Source organism: Marinococcus luteus (assembly GCF_034497705.1).
GTDB lineage: Bacteria > Bacillota > Bacilli > Bacillales > Marinococcaceae > Marinococcus > Marinococcus luteus_A.
Genome location: NZ_JAXRUV010000011.1, coordinates 70,454 through 86,889 on the forward strand (window position 1 = coordinate 70,454; position 16,436 = coordinate 86,889).

Consider the following 16,436-nt stretch of genomic DNA (forward strand, 5'->3'; position numbering starts at 1 on the left):
AGAAAGCAGGTGACATCCTTTGTGGGATTTTATATGGAATGATTTTCTTGTCACCGGAGAGCCGTTAATTTACGGGGCAATGGCTTCCATTGTCCTCGTTACAGTATTGATTGTATTTGTCCTCACGTATTTCAAGCTGTGGAAATGGCTGTGGGATGAATATTTGACAACGGTGGACCATAAGAAAATCGGTATTATGTATATTGTTGCCGCCCTGGCAATGCTTTTCCGCGGCGGTGTAGATGCCTTAATGATGAGAACGCAGCTTGCGCTCCCGGGAATGAATTTTTTAAACTCTGTGCACTACAATGAAATTTTTACAACGCACGGTACCACTATGATTCTGTTTATGGCGATGCCGTTTATCATCGGGTTGATGAACGTTGTTGTGCCTCTGCAGATCGGTGCTCGGGACGTTGCGTTTCCATTCCTGAACGCGTTAAGCTTCTGGACATTTTTCTTCGGCGCGATGCTGTTTAACATTTCCTTTGTTATCGGTGGGTCTCCAAGCGCCGGGTGGACCAGCTATGTTCCAATGGCCGGACCGGAGCTTAGTCCGGAGATTAATCAGAACTACTATTTGCTGGCTCTGCAGTTGTCTGGTATCGGGACGCTTGCCACAGGGATTAACTTCCTTGTTACGATCCTGCGGATGCGTGCGCCGGGCATGACCTTAATGAAGATGCCTATCTTCACATGGTCTGCATTGATCACATCCATTATTATTATATTTGCCTTTCCAATTCTGACAATTGCACTGGCTCTGATGACGCTTGACCGTATTTTTGGCACCCACTTCTTTACATTAGCCGGTGAAGGCATGCCGATGATGTGGGCCAACCTATTCTGGCTCTGGGGCCACCCGGAAGTATATATCGTTATTCTTCCTGCGTTCGGTGTCTTCTCTGAAGTTATTTCCACTTTCGCGAGAAAACAGCTGTTTGGCTATAAAGCAATGGTTTATGCCATGGTTGTTATTGCCGGATTGAGCTTCGTCGTATGGGTCCACCACTTCTTCACAATGGGTGCCGGAGCAGGAGTGAACTCTCTCTTCTCCATTACGACTATGCTGATTGCCGTTCCTACCGGGATTAAGATATTCAACTGGCTTGGGACGATGTATAAGGGCAGGATCAGGTTTAATGTTCCGATGCTGTGGGCGCTTGCCTTTATACCGAACTTTACGATCGGCGGTGTTACCGGGGTTATGCTCGGTATGGCTTCCGCTGACTACCAGTACCACAATACGTACTTCCTGATTGCCCACTTCCACTATGTGCTGATTGCCGGGACATTGTTTGGAATGTTTGCGGGTCTTACGTACTGGTACCCGAAAATGTTTGGTCACAAGATGAACGAAAAGATTGGAAAAGTCAGCTTCTGGCTTACCGTCATTGGCTTTAATATTACGTTCCTGCCGCAGTTTTTCCTCGGTCTTATGGGGATGCCGCGCCGTACGTATACGATTGAGCCTGAATGGATGCCGCTCAACCTGCTTTCCACTACTGGTGCGTTTATCCTTGCGGGCGGCTTTGTCATCTTTGTGTACAATATTTATTTCAGCGCCCGCTACGAGCCTCGTGAAAAAACAGGCGATGCCTGGGACGGCCGTTCGCTCGAATGGGCAACGACAACACCAGTACCGCACTACAACTTCGCTACTGTTCCTTACGTGAACAGCCATGAAGCTTACTGGGATATGAAAGAAACAGGTGCAACCACCTATGATGAGTCGAAGCTTGAGCCTATTCATATGCCTAACTACAAAGGCATGCCGATCATTATGTCAGCCATTATGTTTGTGGCAAGCTTTGGTCTTGTCTGGCACTGGTTCTGGCTTGCGATTCCAGCCTTGGTCGGAATTATTATATGCATGGTCATCCGCTCCTTCGACTATGATGAAGGGTATCACGTCCCTATTGATGAAATTAAACGTACTGAGGAGCAGGCAAGGGGGCGTAAAGAATGAGTGAACACGCGGAATTAAAAACCGGACCTCTTGAGTACCGAAAAGAAGAGGGAACGCTAACCATTCTCGGCTTCTGGATCTTTCTTGCAGCCGAGGTGGTGCTTTTCTCCACGCTTTTCGCCACTTACGCCGTTTTGTTCGGCCGCTACGGGGATGCTACTCCGGCACCGGAATTGTTTGAAATGCCAATAGCGCTTGCCATGACGTTTCTGCTTTTAACGAGTAGTTTCACGTGTGGGATAGCGATTCATATGATGAGAAAAGAGTCATTAAAGGGTCTTCTTATCTGGCTTAGCATCACGCTGGCCTTAGGTCTTGGCTTCCTTGGCTTTGAAATTTATGAGTTCGTACACTACGTACACGAAGGCGCAACGATTCAATCAAGCGCATTCTGGTCAGCGTTCTTTACGCTTACCGGTACGCACGGACTACACGTAACGCTTGGTATCGTCTGGTGTCTGTTGATTATCATTCAACTGGTCCGGATTGGCTTAACGCCAACGACAGCGAGAAAAACATTTGTCATCGGCCTGTACTGGCACTTTTTGGACGTTGTATGGATTTTCATCTTTACAGCCGTCTACCTGATAGGGATGGTGGTTTAAATGAGTGAACACACAGAACACAGTGAGTCAGCCATTCCCGTTAAACACATTATTGGCTTTATTGCCTCTATTGTTTTAACGCTCGTTGCTGCTTACACAACTGTGATGTCCGGACTCCCGGTACCATGGATTATTGCAATCATTATGATACTCGCAGTTATCCAGGCCGTGCTTCAGCTCGTCATGTTCATGCACATTGCCGAGAAAAACCCAGTGCCGCAGTATGGAAATATCCTATTTGGATTTTTCATCGCAGCGGTAGTCATCGCAGGTTCCATCTGGGTCATGTCTTTTGGCATGCACGACATGGATATGGACAGCGGCGGTGGTTCCGGCGGCGGTTCAGAGGAAATGGATCATTCGGATCATTAAAGAAAAAAAGCCTGTTCCCGGAATTTGGGGACAGGCTTTTTCTGTAGATAGAGGAGTTACGGAACTCCATTTAGTGTACGACACTTCCACCGGAAATTTTTACGGCTTCGCCAACAATGTTAGAGGCAGCGTCTGTTAACAGGTAGGCGATAGTATTGGCAACCTCATCCGGCTGGGTCATCCGTTTAGATGGAAGACTGTCAGCGGAGACCTGCATCTGTTCTTCGAGACTTCTGCCGGTTTCTTCAGCCTTTGTCTGCATGAGCTGCTCCACCATTTCCGTCTGTACATAGCCGGGGCAGACCGCGTTCACCCTGATACCGTGTTCAATGGCTTCAAGCGCAAGGGACTGGGTGAAGCCGGTAATCGCAAACTTCGAAGCAGAATATGCGCTGTTACCCGGCGTCCCGCGCAAACCGGAAAGAGAAGAAACGTTCACAATCGCTCCCTTCTTCTGCTCCTGCATGCGTTTGTACACAAGCTGGGTTAAAAGAACGGTGGAGGTATAGTTTACGTCCATCATTTCCTGCAGATCTGATTCTTCGAGCTCATCAACAAATTTACGTTTTAGTACGCCTGCGGAATTCACCAGAAGACTCAACGAACCATGTGCCCCTTCAGCTGCTTTTACGAGCTCACTGCGCGCCGAAGCATCAGTGATGTCTGCAGGATAGACAAATACATGGGCCTGCGGCTGTGCATCGAGGATCAACTGTTTGGTCTCTTCTAGCTTTTCTTTGTTTCGGCCGGTAACTGTCACATCAGCACCCATGCGGGCAAGCGTAATGGCTGTTTCTCTTCCAATGCCTCGTGTGCTTCCAGTCACAAGGGCATGTTCGTTTTGCAGTGCGTTTTCAGCAAATGGCATCATTATGTGTTCCTCCATGTATAAATTAGTCTGCCTATATTTACCCGCAGGGGAGAGGAAGCAAACGAAAGCCTGGTAATGGAAGATTATATAAAGAAACTTCGGGGTACATAAAGAAGCAGCAACTATAAAAAGAGGTGAAACGATGAAAGCAGTATTTTTAAACGGATCGTTAAAGGATTCTTCTCATACGTCGAACACAGACGCACTGGCAGATGAAGTTATGCAGATCTGGGAAGAGGAAGGGGTGCAGGTGGAGAAAATCCGTCTGGCGGACTACAATATTCCTTACGGAGTCGCAGATGATCTCGGAGAAGGAGACGACTGGCCGACCATCCAGGCCAAAATTGAGGAGGCGGAACTGGTACTGCTGGGCACACCAGTATGGCTCGGGGAAAAAAGCAGTATGATTACAAAAGCGATAGAACGTCTGAATGGATCAGCCAGCCATACAAACGAAAAAGGGCAGGGAATCTATTACGACAAGGTTGCCGGAGTAGTAGCTACAGGTAACGAGGACGGCGCCAAACACGCCATTCAATCTATTGTTTTCGGCTTGTCCCATTTAGGTTTTACGCTTCCGCCGCGTCCGAACTGCTACTGGGTCGGCGAAGCCGGACCGGGGCCTTCGTTTATTGAAGCAGAGGGCATTAAAAGCGAATTTGTTCAAAAGCATATCCCTAAACTGGCGTACAATATGCTGCATGTGGGCACGATTTTAAAAGAGAATCCTATTCCAACCAAAGGCAATACGTAACGAATAAAAAGACACAAAAAAAGCAGCCGATTGGCTGCTTTTTTTAGTAAGAACGGCTTACCAGCTTGCTTTTTTGACGCCTGGTACCTGACCTTTGTGGGCCAGATCACGGAAAGCGATACGGGACATGCCGAATTTACGCATATAGCCGTGTGGACGACCGGAAATCGAACATCTATTGTGAAGGCGTGTTGGAGAAGCGTCACGAGGAAGCTTCTGCAGTGCCTCATAATCGCCTTTTTCTTTTAACTCACGGCGGAGTTCAGCGTATTTCGCTACCGTTTCTTCGCGCTTACGCTCTTTTGCGAGTTTAGATTGTTTAGCCAAGGTTCTCACTCCTTTTCATAATATTCGTGGCATTCATATTTTTAAGCACATACTTCATCATAACAGCTGCCTCGGTATGTGTAAAGGTTTCTTGTTATTGTTTCCGATGTTTATGATCCGCCGGAAACGGTAATGAATTATTTAGTAACAACGTTTATACGAAGGGAGTTTCTTTTCATGGAAATAAAACATTATGATAACAGATTCACTGCCGAGCAGGACAGCAAGGTTATTGGTGACATTTCATTTTTTGAAGAAGGCGAACAAAGCATTGTCATCGATAGTACCAAAGTAATCGATGAAGAGCAAGGAAAAGGCGTAGGAAAAGAATTGGTCCGCAATGTGGTGGAAAAAGCAAAAGCAGAAAACAAAACAATCGTTCCCCGCTGCCCTTATGCGGAAGAAACAATCAAGGAAAACGACGATTTCAAGCAGGTGCTTGAAACGCAGTAACAGCAGCACTGCTTCCCTGAACGGGAGGCAGTTTTTTTATGCTGCTTTGTTTATTCCTGTATGACGCGTTGATACCATGTGGCACCGGCCTTTACTTCCTCTGTAGTGATCTGATGGCCTTCATGCCCCCAGTAAAGTTCTACAGAAGCCCCTGCTTCTTTAAAAAGGTAGTAAAGGGTTTCTGCCTCTTCCGGGAGGCAGATGGAATCATTTGTACCGGCGCCGATAAAAATGCTGCTGCCGGAAAGGGAAGGAAGAGGCACGTCCCGTCTTGGCACCATCGGGTGGTGGAGAAAAGCCAGGGTGACTGAGCGCGCATAATGAAAAAGCAGGCTCGCTCCCATGGTAGCTCCGTTGGAGTAACCGAACACGATGATTTTTTGAAGGCTGAAATGATAGCGGCCGGCGCTCTCCTCGAGGAATTGATGAAGCTGCTGGGTACGGAAAATCAGGTCTTTTTCGTCAATCGACCCGTCGGCAAGCCTGGCGAAATAGCGGTGCATGCCATCTTCGACCACGTTGCCGCGAACACTTAAGATGTTTGCTTCCGGGTCAATCAGCCGCCCTGCTTCGAGAAAATCCTTTTCGGTGCCTCCGGTGCCGTGCAGGATTAAAATAGTCGGGGCAGTGCTGCTTCCTGGTAGAAATATATGCTTCATCAAACCTCTCCTCCGTCCCTGATTACTTAATCAATCGGCTTTAAACGTGCTTCGATTTCTGAACGCCTCGGTTCGAGAAAAGGCGGAAGGGCAAGGCTTTCTCCCAAGTGTTCAAACGATTCATCCCCTTCAAATCCCGGTCCGTCGGTAGCCAGTTCGAAAAGAATGCCGTTTGGTTCGCGAAAGTACAGCGATTGGAAATAATAGCGTTCCACGAATCCGGAATTCGGAAGCCGGGCGTTTTTAATGCGTTCAATCCACTGCTGCAGTTCGTCTGCATCCTCCACCCGGAAAGCTACATGATGCACAGCACCCCGCCCCTGGCGCTCGGCGGGCAGGTCGCTGCGGGTTTCTATATGAATTTCGGCACCGGACCCTCCTTTTCCTGTTTCAAATACACGAATGTCCGGCAGATCAGTATCGTCTGGGTGAGAATAGGATTGAATTTCGGAAAAACCCATTATATCCTTCAGCACGGCAGCCGTAGATTCAGCCGTTTTAACGGTTAAACGGACCGGGCCGAGACCGGTGGCTCCGTTTGCCGGGGAGGCATTTGAATGCTCCCACGGGATGCCGGGTTCCACGCCTTGATCGTGTTCATCAGACACAAACTGCATCCGGTGACCCTCGGGGTCTTCAAACGGCAGGACGAGTCTTCCCGCCTGCTTCTGAATATTACCGTGCTGTACAGAATGCTCTTCAAACCGCTGTTTCCAGTAGTCGAGTGCACTGTCCCCGGGCACGCGTAGAGATACGTTTGTAATGCTGTTGGTGCCGCGCTTGTTGGAGGCGGCCATTGGAATTTCAAAAAACGTAACTTCAGTGCCGGGATTGCCCCGTTCGTCTCCGTAAAATAAATGATAGACAGACGTGTCATCCTGATTGACCGTTTTTTTGACGAGCCGCATGCCGAGAACGTTCGTATAGAAATCGACATTACGGCGGGCATTTGCTGTTAATGAAGAGATGTGGTGAATACCTTTCAGCTGCATGATGATTCCTCCTCCCGGGTTGTTTTCTGCAGTTTGCGGAGCAGCCGCAGCAGCTCCCGTTTTTCTGTATCTGTCAGGCCGTCAAACTGTGCGGCCTGAAACTCTTCCTGTCCCGGAGCGACTGCTTTGAGAGCAGCACGCCCTTGCGGGGTCAGGGAAATATGTTTTTCTTTCCAGGTCTGTCTGCGCGTGACAAGCCCTTCTTTCTCGAGCTTTTTCAAAAGATAGGTGACACTTCCTTTTGTGACAAACAGCTTACTCGCGAGCTCCTTTTGGGTAATCGGCTGATGAGCGTGTACCTGAGCAAGGATATCGAACTGTGGCGGGCTGAATCCTGCCTGTTTTAAATGAGCGGCTGAGCGGCTGAGGTTCTGCTCGTATACACGGGCGAGCCGGAACCACAGAAGCAGGCCGAGTCTGGTTTTATTCATACACATTGACTCCTTTATAACTGCTGTCAGTTTAACTTTAAACTGATAAAAAGTAAAGAAAGTTGCTTTTGGCGGCATTAAACATGGAAAGGACGGGGAAGAAGAACATTAGAATAATGAAGAGGAGGAAAACAGGATGAGAGAAGCAGCACTCGTAATAGATCAGAAAGCAGAGCTTGGGGAAGGCCCGAGCTGGGACGCCGGGCGCGGTGTTTTATACTGGGTCGATATTGATGGATTTAAATTGATGGAATATCATCCTGCTTCAGGACGGCACTATGAACGTAAGCTCGATCAGCACGTATGTGCTGCGGTACCGAGAGAAAAAGGGGGAATGATGCTTGCCTTGAGAGATGGCTTCTATTCCTACGATCTCGTATCTGGAGAAAAGGAAGCCATTATAGATCCGGAAGCAGATAAGCCGGGCAACCGGTTTAATGACGGTAAATGTGATCCATCCGGACGATTTTGGGCAGGAACGATGGCGGTCGAACGCGGCACGGGGGAAGCCGCTTTATACCGCCTGAATAAAGATATGAGTCTCGATACGATTTTTGACAGCGTCACTATTTCAAACGGCCTGGCATGGACGGAAGACGGAAGCATGATGTATTACATCGACACACCGACCAAAAAAGTCATGGCATATGATTTGAATGCTGCTACGGGGGAAATCACTGGCAAACGTACAGCGATTACGTTTCAGGAAGGCTCCCCGGACGGAATGTGTATGGACCAGGGAGGCATGCTTTGGATTGCACTGCATCGCCTCGGGAAAGTTGAACGCTGGAATCCACAGACGAGTGAGCGTCTGGAAACAGTGACCGTCCCAGCACAGAGAACGACCTCATGTGTGTTTGGCGGCGAAGATTTAAAGGATCTGTACATTACAACAGCGAGAGGGGAGCTTTCTGACGAGGAGCTTCGCGAAGAGCCACATGCAGGTGGGCTGTTTCATATCCGTACCGACGTGCCGGGCATGCCAACCTACTCGTTTAGCGGCTGAAAAAGAAGGGAGAGAATATGTGTTCAAAAAAAGCTCCGGAAGAATTGTATCTAAAAACGTTAAGCCTTGAGCCGGAAAACCAGGAGACGCCGATTCCATTTGTCGGAAACGACCACGTGCATTCTTCGTTGTTCTACCGGCGCAATCACTTTTCGTACCCGCAGGAGCCGGCGGCAGGGTTTACAATTGACGGTCTCGTGGAAAGCCCGGGGTTTATTTCGCTCGAGAATATTAAGGCACTCCCATCACGGACAGTAGAAACAGTGCTTGAGTGTGCTGGTAACAAAAGAAGCTTATTTGAGCCTAAAACCTTTGGTGAGCCATGGGGAAAAGGAGCCATCAGCCAGGGGGAATGGCGGGGAGTGCCGCTGAAAATCCTGTTAGGAAAAGCCGGTTGGGACAAGGAAACAGCCGTGGAAGTTATCACTGCTGCAGGGGACGCGGGAGAGCGTCCTGACAAAAAGGATGTCTATACCTACACCCGGAGCCTGCCGGTGGAAAAAGCGATGGACCCGGATACTATCATCGCCTACGAATACAATGGCCGGCCCCTTTCTTTTAAACACGGAGCGCCGCTTCGATTAATTGTACCGGGATGGTACGCAATGGCTTCCATGAAATGGGTTGAGCGGATCACAGTGAGTAAAGAAACATTTGAAGGGCTCTTTCAGACGATTGACTATGTGTATTACCCGCACAAAAACAGCCGGAAGGACGCCTTTCCGGTGACAACCATGAATGTAAACAGCATTATCCAGTCTCCAGCTGACATGGAAATAATAAAAGAAGGAACGCAGGTAATAGAAGGCATTGCCTGGTCGGGCGAGGCTGTCATTGAGCTGGTCGAAGTAAGTACGGATGGCGGGCAGACATGGTCGGAGGCGCAGCTTGAGCCTCAAGGCGAGACGTCGTACACATGGACGAAATGGTACTATGAGTGGAAGGAGGCTGCGGCCGGAGAATATACACTAATGGCGAGAGCCTGTGATGCCAGCGGCCGCCAGCAGCCCATGCAGGCCTTTTGGAATCAGAAGGGATACGGCTACAATGCGGTGGAAACAATTCAGGTCAAGCTAAAGTAAAAAAGCTTCGAATCCAATTAGGGTTCGAAGCTTTTGAACGTTAAGAAGACGTGTAGGCGCCTCCGTTAATATGAATCGTCTGGCCGGTCATGTAGGAGGCTTCATCAGAAGCAAGCATCACATACGGCCATGCGTGTTCTGACGGCTGGCCGGGACGGTTCATGAGCGTGTCCTGCCCGAAATCCTCCACCCCGTCTTCATTAAATGAGGAAGGAATAAGCGGTGTCCATACAGGCCCCGGAGCGACGCTGTTCACCCGGATGCCTTTCGAAGCTAGGCTCTGGGCAATGCTTCGCATGAAGGCAGTGATTGCTCCTTTTGTCGCGGAGTAATCCATAAGAATTGGGTTGCCGCGGAAGGCGTTGATCGAAGAGGTGGAAATGATCGAGTCACCTTCAGATAAATAATCCATTGCTGCTTTTGTTAAATAAAACTGGGAGAAAAAGTTGGTACGAAACACATCCTCAAATTCATCAGACGGAATATCCTCGACGTTTTCGTGGACGTGCTGGATCGCTGCGTTATTAACGAGAATGTTTAATCCGCCAAACTCCTCTGCCGTCTGTTTCACGAGATCGATACAATGGGATTCCTCTTTAATATCTCCGGGAAGCAGCAGGCACCTGCCTCCTTCTGCTTCAACCATGCGCTTCGTTTCTTCAGCATCGTCGTGTTCATCAAGATAGGAAATGGCGACATTGGCTCCCTCTTTGGCATAAAGAAGGGCTACAGAGCGTCCGATACCGCTGTCGCCGCCGGTGATAAGCGCGGCTTTTCCTTTGAGTTTCCCGGTCCCCTGGTAATCGGTGGGATGAGCCGGGAGCGGCTCCATCTTCGATTCAATACCCGGCTGTTTGTCCTGGCACTGTCTCGGCGTGCTTCCGTTCTGCATATCTCTAGGATCCATGTGTAACATCCTTTCTCATATTGAAATCATGCGTACATTGTTATTTATACCATCAGGATGCATATTACAAACGTATAATAGAGGCGGGACTACAGAAAATGGCATAGAAAAAGAAACCGCTGCGCGCGGTTTCTTAGGACGAGGGAGACTGATAACCCAGAAGCCGGCCGGCGAGCTGGTCAATGACCATATCGTCCATAGGAGGATTATGAAGCCCAGCGCGGATATCACGGTAGTGACGCTGCAGCGGGTTGGAGGCGGAAAGACTTCTGGCCCCGGCCACCCGCATGGCAAGGTCAACTACTTCAACGGCTTCGTTTACGATGCTCGTTTTGGCTGCGCCTAATTCGCCTTTCATCTGCTGTCTCGTTTCGGTACTGGATTCATCCCATTTTAGCGCAATAGAATGGAGGAAGTGCCTGCTTTGCAGAAGTTTGAGCTCCATACGGCCGAGTTTTTCCCGAACGTTCGGAAGCTCCGAGATCGTTCTATTAATGCTGTTCGGCGAGTAGGAAGCAGCGAAACGGGCAGCTTCATCAGCTGCGGCCTGTGCAATTCCCAGGTAACAGGCCGGAATGTGCAGAAGCCAACCAGCGGCCGGTTTATTGCCGGGAACGATATATTGGGCCAGGTGGTTTTCTGGCACCCGGACGTTTTCAAGCATCACATCATGACTGCCGGTCGCGCGCATGGCAATCGAATCCCACGTATCGATAATAGATATTCCTGCAGCTTCCTTCGGTACAACGAAGTAGGCTGTAGCATCTTCTTCCGCAATATGTGCCGTTACGATAAAGTAATCAAGCACGGGCGACATGGTGGCGAATGTTTTTCGACCATTCAGGATCCATCCGCTTTCCCGGGGTTCAGCGATGGTCCCCGGTGTGCCGCCGCGGGTCGGGCTGCCGGTCGCGGCTTCGGTCGCGATATTGTTCAGGACGGCTCCGTTTTCTACGATATCTTTCATGACACGGCTGTACAAATTTTCCTCCCACGGCCGTGTTTCGTTTAAATTTTTAACGATCCCGACATGCCACCCAATAGCAAGCGACGTGGATCCGTCGTAGCGGGCGATAAGCTCCTGGGCTTCCACGAGTTCAAGCAGGCCGGCATCAATACCGCCAAAAGCAGCCGGTGCCGTTAAGGCCGGATAGCCAATACTTTTTAGTGCATCGATATTTTCGACTGGAAAAGTGCCGTTCTGGTCATGCTCCTCTGTCCGTTCTGCGAATTCCCGGACCGTTTCTTCGAGCTGCTGCAGCCGCTCGGCTTTTGTAGAAAAGGTGGTCATAATCATACTGCTGCCTCCAAAATGATGGAATTTTATTTGAATAAGGTTGCCGTATTTTTATTTGCATATATATGAAATCATATTCTCTCTTTGGAAGCAAAAAAACAGCTTGCATCAGGAAAATAAAGGATAATGAAGCTTGTTCGTGCTGATGTAAGGCTTTAAGAAAGAAAAAAGCCGTAAGAAAACCTGACGTCGTTTTATTGTTTTACCGGAAAAAACAGTTAAATCGCGATATAGACGGTGATATGATTATATAATGAGGATATCTCACGTAACCACAAAATATCGTGAATTACGGCAAATTCTATGAAATTAGTGTATTTGTTATTTTTCGTTTAATTCTGCATAATGCAAAAGTTCCATAAATTTCAGCATACATAAACAGGAAGGGGTCCCCCATCGTGGAGAATCAAAAACCAAGAGTAGGCTTTGTGTTTTACGGAGCCCTGGTAATACTACTTATTATGGCGGTTGTCGGAGTTGCAGTCCCGGAATCGTTTTTTAATGCCACTTCCGCAGTGCAGACATTCGTGTCAAACCGTTTTGGATGGTATTATCTTTTAATTGTATCGGCATTTGTACTTTTATGTATTTATTTTATTTTCAGCCGGTATGGAAATATTCGTCTCGGAAAGCCGGATGACCGGCCGGAGTACAGCTATCCAACATGGTTTGCGATGCTGTTCAGTGCCGGAATGGGGGTCGGTCTTGTATTCTGGAGCGGAGCGGAAACGGTATCGCACTATGCAACGAGCGCTCCGGAAGCAGAGGTTGGAACAGATCAGGCGCTCGTTGATTCCATGCGCTACATGTTCCTGCACTGGGGGATACACCCGTGGGCGATTTACGGCATTACGGCCATCTGTTTTGCGTATTTTACGTTCCGGCGCGGAGCCCCAGGCATGGTAAGCGCCATGCTCAGCCCGATTATGAACGAAAAAGGCATCGGCGGAAAAGCAGTGGACATTATTGCATTGGTGGCAACGGTATCAGGCATTGCAACTACCCTTGGCATTGGGGCGGCGCAGGTGTCCGGCGGTATGGCTTATTTGTTTGATACACCGAACAATTACACGGTGCAGTTGATTGTTATTATCATTATTACAGTCTTGTTTTTAGTATCAGCTTATACTGGCTTAAATAAAGGAATCAAATTCCTGAGTAATGCGAACATCTACTTAACGATCGTTTTATTTATCTTAATGCTTTTTGTCGGGCCGACGTTATTTTCCATGAATTTGTTTACGAATACGATCGGAACGTATCTTCAGTCGCTTCCAAGCATGAGCTTCCGGATCGCACCAACGTCCGATAGCGCAAGGGAGTGGATTAATGCGTGGACAATCTTTTATTGGGCCTGGTGGATCTCCTGGTCGCCGTTTGTTGGAATATTTATTGCCCGTGTGTCGAGAGGGCGGACGTTGAAAGAATTTACGATCGGTGTCATTTTGGTACCGTCGATTGTCAGCTTTATCTGGTTCTCTCTGTTTGGCGGTGCTACGTTAAACGTACAGAGCACTGGTCTTGCGGATGTTTCTTCACTGGCTGCTGAGGAAGCCATCTTTGGTGTATTTGATAACTATGCGCTTAGCGCGGTGTTGTCTGTGATTACGCTTCTTTTGATCATTTCCTTCTTTATTACGTCCGCGGACTCTGCGACGTTCGTGCTTGGCATGCAGACATCGAACGGGGCATTAAACCCTTCCGCAGTCGTAAAATTCATCTGGGGAATTATGCTTTCAGCTACCGCGGCAGTACTGCTTTATTCCGGAGGGATAGATGCACTGCAGAACGTCATGATTATATCAGCACTTCCATTTTCCGTTGTAATGATACTGATGGTGTTCTCGCTATTCAAAGCGCTGAGAGAAGAAACAGATATTGAAACAAAGGATAAAAGTAAAAATACAGATAAGCCGGATAAGGCTTCTTAAAATAAAGTTCAGGACTCCCATTTTTACATGGGGGTCTTTTTTATTGGTAAAAATTGGAACAGTTTAATACCAGCGCTTAGTACCTTGTTATATACTTTTCCGCAAAAGAAGGAAATTTGTTTAGAAAATTGAATTTTTTGGATACAATATGTGTGGAGGTGAAAAAGTGAAAAAGAAATTATTATTCAGTTCTATTTTTGCAATTATGGCTACAATCTTTATTTTCGCTTCACCGGGTACCACTAAGGCCTCTATGCTGGAAACAGAAGCACAGGGACCGGAAGTAACGGCGCTTCAGCAGGATTTAATACAGATGGGATACTTACATACGAATGCGACCGGTTATTACGGCTCAGCAACAGCACAGGCAGTAGAGCAGTTTCAAAGTGATTTTGGTTTAACCGTGGACGGTGCGGCCGGAACGCAGACAACAAGCCGGATGGATGAAGTAACTTCTGTGGCCAAGGCGGTGTATGGAGAGGCCCGGGGAGAAGCATTTGAGGGACAAATTGGTGTAGCAGCGGTAATTTTAAACCGTCTTGAATCTCCAGAATTCCCGAATAACGTAAACGGTGTTATTCAACAGCAGAATGCTTTCACTGCAGTAGCTGACGGGCAGTACAACATGACGCCGGACCAGACAGCGTATGAAGCGGTCAAGCAGGCATGGAATGGATACGATCCATCACAGGGTTCGATGTATTATTACAACCCAGAGGATGTCACCTCTGACTGGATCTGGACCCGGACGCCGAATTTATCTATCGGTCAGCACGTTTTTGCAAGCTGATGATTGGAACCAGGAATCTGCCGGGGGCAGGTTCCTTTTTTCGTGCCTGAACAAATATGGTACGATAAATGATCATAAGCATGGACTCGGAAGGCGCCAGGAGGAAAAAATGAAAGAAATTAAAGAAGCAAAACCGTCAGAAGCAGCTCTGATTAATGCCATTATGCATGAAGCGTTTTGGGAGTACCGGAACGAAACGCCGCCGTCAGGAGCCATTGAGGAAACGACAGAAGCTATTCAGTCTGGATTGGAGCAGGGAGAGCGGGCGGCCGTCTGGTGGAAGGACGGGGAAGCGGCAGCGATGATCCGTTTTCGGGCAGAGGAAGAATATATCTATTTTCACCGTTTATCGGTTCGGCCGTCCTATCGCGGCCACGGCGCTGCTGCCGCGCTTGTCCACTGGGTGGAAGAAACTGCAGCAGAGGAACATTTTAAAGGCGTGTATTGTAAAGTGCGGGCATCAACGCCAGGAAACATCCGTATGTATGAACGGATGGGCTACGGTACAGTCAGAGAATATACTGCAGAAAAAGAAGGGAAGCCCCCGTTCGGGGTTGTAGTTATGGAAAAGATGCTGTAAATGTCAATTGCGGCCGGGGCTTTCATATTTTGTTTAATAATTCCTGCATGCGTAGAAGTGTGATGAGGCCGGCGGCAAATGGAAGCACAGCCACGAGGCCAATAGCCCAAGAAGCGTTCAGCGTGTCTACGAACAGGCCGGCCAGCAAGGCCCCAAAGGCATACCCGCTGTCCCGCCAGAAACGGTAAACGCCGTTTGCTTTGGCCCGCCAGGGGGCGGGAGCTGTGTCGCTGACGGCGGCGATGAGAACCGGATACACCATCGCCGTCCCGAGACCGAGCAGAATGGAGCTTCCGAGCCACCATCCGTAGGAAGAGCCGGCCAACAGGGCCCAAAGAGAAAAGGCCTGGAGCCAGAGGCCGCCAACAATCAATCGCTTGCGGCCGATCACATCGCTCCAGGGACCGGTAAACAATTGGGCGATCCCCCAGGCGAGGGGGTATGCTGCTACGATAATGCCAATTTGACTGACAGATAACCCGCCAGACGCAAAGAAAAGGGGAAACAAGCCCCAGGCCATGCCATCCTTAAGATTGGTCGTCAGCCCGGCAAAGCTGAAGCTCGATAGGGCCGGCTGCTTCCAGGTGGTTTGGGAAAAGGCCTGCCAAAAGGATAGAGAGGCTTCTCCGGAAGCAGTCTGGCGTGCAACCTGTCTGCTCGTATCAGGAACGAACAGCGAAAGCAATAAACCTATACCGACGATACCGAAGCCTAGAAGAAAGGGTTCTGGACGCAGTGAGGTCGTGGAAGCAATATAGCCGGAAACAGCGGCCATAATAGAAAGCCCCATATAACCGGCAAATTCATTCAGACCAACAGCTGTCCCGCGCTGGGTCGGTTTCGCCAGATCCACCTTCATATTCACAGTCATCGACCAGGTAAGCCCCTGATTAATACCTAAGAAGATATTGGCGACGATAATCATCCACCAGGAAGAGGCAAAAATAATCAGAAGGGGCACAAAAAAACCGGATGCCCATCCAATCAGTAATATCTGCTTGCGTCCAAAGCGGTCGGCAAGAGTCCCCGCCAGGAGATTGACGAGGGCTTTAGAAAACCCAAAACTGACAATAAAGGACAGGGCAGCACTGGCTGATGCGAGGCCAAACAACTCCTCGCCTATTAACGGAAGAACGGTACGCTCCAAACCCACCATGGAGCCGACAAAGACGTTGATCAGCACCAATAGAAAAAAAGGAAGCCGATTTTCAACAATTCCAATGGCAGAAGTCGTGGTCTTCATCGTTTATCCTCCTTCCTTAATAATTAATGGTGTCTCTGCGGGGTTTTTCCTGTAAAGACCTTGATGTTTTTGCGGAAGCTTTACCTTTCAACAGCCTCTACCATGTAATGGCCCTCATTGATGACATGCGTGGTGGTTGTAAAACCATAGGAGGCGATCGTTTGGGC

At 48.8% G+C, this 16,436-nt stretch carries 18 protein-coding genes; 10 read left to right on the forward strand and 8 right to left on the reverse strand.

Annotated features, from left to right (window positions below; genetic code table 11):
• Nucleotides 1-19: 19 nt before the first annotated feature.
• The 3 genes from qoxB to qoxD are packed head-to-tail and all read left to right on the forward strand — an operon-like array spanning nt 20 to nt 2,946.
• Nucleotides 20-1,969, forward strand: coding sequence for a cytochrome aa3 quinol oxidase subunit I (gene qoxB, locus Q9M42_RS14360; protein ID WP_322527148.1), 1,950 nt, complete (start codon nt 20-22; stop codon nt 1,967-1,969).
• Complete coding sequence (gene qoxC / locus Q9M42_RS14365; protein ID WP_322527149.1) at nt 1,966-2,574, forward strand: cytochrome aa3 quinol oxidase subunit III; 609 nt, start codon at nt 1,966-1,968, stop codon at nt 2,572-2,574. The genes qoxB and qoxC overlap by 4 nt, the downstream gene beginning before the upstream one ends.
• On the forward strand, nt 2,575-2,946 hold the full coding sequence (gene qoxD, locus Q9M42_RS14370; protein WP_322527150.1) for a cytochrome aa3 quinol oxidase subunit IV: 372 nt from the start codon (nt 2,575-2,577) through the stop codon (nt 2,944-2,946). It abuts the gene before it with no gap.
• A 70-nt stretch (nt 2,947-3,016) separates the two neighbouring features.
• Here qoxD and Q9M42_RS14375 read toward each other — a convergent pair whose 3' ends face one another.
• Nucleotides 3,017-3,817 (reverse strand): SDR family NAD(P)-dependent oxidoreductase, encoded by an 801-nt coding sequence (locus Q9M42_RS14375; protein WP_322527151.1) that lies wholly within the window; start codon nt 3,815-3,817, stop codon nt 3,017-3,019.
• A gap of 142 nt (nt 3,818-3,959) precedes the next feature.
• On the opposite strand from Q9M42_RS14375, the gene Q9M42_RS14380 reads away from it, so the two are divergent.
• The gene (locus tag Q9M42_RS14380; RefSeq protein WP_322527152.1) at nt 3,960-4,571 is read left to right on the forward strand and encodes a flavodoxin family protein; all 612 of its coding nucleotides are present in this window, start codon (nt 3,960-3,962) and stop codon (nt 4,569-4,571) included.
• A 57-nt stretch (nt 4,572-4,628) separates the two neighbouring features.
• On the opposite strand, the gene rpsN is transcribed toward Q9M42_RS14380, so the two are convergent.
• Entirely contained in the window at nt 4,629-4,898 is a 270-nt protein-coding gene (gene rpsN, locus Q9M42_RS14385) for a 30S ribosomal protein S14 (protein WP_022792513.1), read from the reverse strand.
• 177 nt (nt 4,899-5,075) lie between these two features.
• On the opposite strand from rpsN, the gene Q9M42_RS14390 reads away from it, so the two are divergent.
• A complete protein-coding gene (locus Q9M42_RS14390) occupies nt 5,076-5,351 on the forward strand; it encodes a GNAT family N-acetyltransferase (protein ID WP_322527153.1) in 276 nt (91 codons plus the stop codon).
• A 50-nt stretch (nt 5,352-5,401) separates the two neighbouring features.
• Here the strand turns inward: Q9M42_RS14390 and Q9M42_RS14395 are convergent, their stop codons facing one another.
• The 3 genes from Q9M42_RS14395 to Q9M42_RS14405 are packed head-to-tail and all read right to left on the reverse strand — an operon-like array spanning nt 5,402 to nt 7,433.
• A complete protein-coding gene (locus Q9M42_RS14395) occupies nt 5,402-6,010 on the reverse strand; it encodes an alpha/beta hydrolase (protein WP_322527154.1) in 609 nt (202 codons plus the stop codon).
• A gap of 26 nt (nt 6,011-6,036) precedes the next feature.
• On the reverse strand, nt 6,037-7,002 hold the full coding sequence (locus Q9M42_RS14400; protein ID WP_322527156.1) for a ring-cleaving dioxygenase: 966 nt from the start codon (nt 7,000-7,002) through the stop codon (nt 6,037-6,039).
• Nucleotides 6,993-7,433 (reverse strand): MarR family winged helix-turn-helix transcriptional regulator, encoded by a 441-nt coding sequence (locus Q9M42_RS14405; protein WP_440972331.1) that lies wholly within the window; start codon nt 7,431-7,433, stop codon nt 6,993-6,995. Before Q9M42_RS14405 ends, Q9M42_RS14400 begins: the two co-directional genes overlap by 10 nt.
• Before the next feature lie 136 nt (nt 7,434-7,569).
• Between Q9M42_RS14405 and Q9M42_RS14410 the strand changes: the two genes are divergently transcribed.
• Together Q9M42_RS14410 and Q9M42_RS14415 are read left to right on the forward strand one after the other, a co-directional pair.
• Nucleotides 7,570-8,439 (forward strand): SMP-30/gluconolactonase/LRE family protein, encoded by an 870-nt coding sequence (locus tag Q9M42_RS14410; protein WP_322527158.1) that lies wholly within the window; start codon nt 7,570-7,572, stop codon nt 8,437-8,439.
• 17 nt (nt 8,440-8,456) lie between these two features.
• Nucleotides 8,457-9,521: a sulfite oxidase gene (locus Q9M42_RS14415; RefSeq protein ID WP_322527159.1), complete on the forward strand. Its 1,065-nt coding sequence runs from the start codon at nt 8,457-8,459 to the stop codon at nt 9,519-9,521.
• Between the two features lie 40 nt (nt 9,522-9,561).
• On the opposite strand, the gene Q9M42_RS14420 is transcribed toward Q9M42_RS14415, so the two are convergent.
• Both Q9M42_RS14420 and Q9M42_RS14425 read right to left on the reverse strand, forming a co-directional pair.
• Complete coding sequence (locus tag Q9M42_RS14420; RefSeq protein ID WP_322527160.1) at nt 9,562-10,428, reverse strand: SDR family oxidoreductase; 867 nt, start codon at nt 10,426-10,428, stop codon at nt 9,562-9,564.
• Between the two features lie 133 nt (nt 10,429-10,561).
• On the reverse strand, nt 10,562-11,725 hold the full coding sequence (locus tag Q9M42_RS14425) for an acyl-CoA dehydrogenase family protein (protein WP_322527161.1): 1,164 nt from the start codon (nt 11,723-11,725) through the stop codon (nt 10,562-10,564).
• 398 nt (nt 11,726-12,123) lie between these two features.
• Between Q9M42_RS14425 and Q9M42_RS14430 the strand changes: the two genes are divergently transcribed.
• From Q9M42_RS14430 to Q9M42_RS14440, 3 genes are all read left to right on the forward strand, one after another.
• A complete protein-coding gene (locus tag Q9M42_RS14430; RefSeq protein WP_322527162.1) occupies nt 12,124-13,656 on the forward strand; it encodes a BCCT family transporter in 1,533 nt (510 codons plus the stop codon).
• A 166-nt stretch (nt 13,657-13,822) separates the two neighbouring features.
• Nucleotides 13,823-14,446, forward strand: coding sequence for a cell wall hydrolase (locus Q9M42_RS14435; protein WP_322527163.1), 624 nt, complete (start codon nt 13,823-13,825; stop codon nt 14,444-14,446).
• Between the two features lie 109 nt (nt 14,447-14,555).
• Nucleotides 14,556-15,026 carry a GNAT family N-acetyltransferase gene (locus Q9M42_RS14440; RefSeq protein ID WP_322527164.1) on the forward strand — a complete coding sequence of 157 codons (471 nt, stop codon included), beginning with the start codon at nt 14,556-14,558 and terminating at the stop codon, nt 15,024-15,026.
• Between the two features lie 22 nt (nt 15,027-15,048).
• Here the strand turns inward: Q9M42_RS14440 and Q9M42_RS14445 are convergent, their stop codons facing one another.
• Entirely contained in the window at nt 15,049-16,269 is a 1,221-nt protein-coding gene (locus Q9M42_RS14445; protein ID WP_322527165.1) for an MFS transporter, read from the reverse strand.
• Nucleotides 16,270-16,436 lie beyond the last annotated feature (167 nt).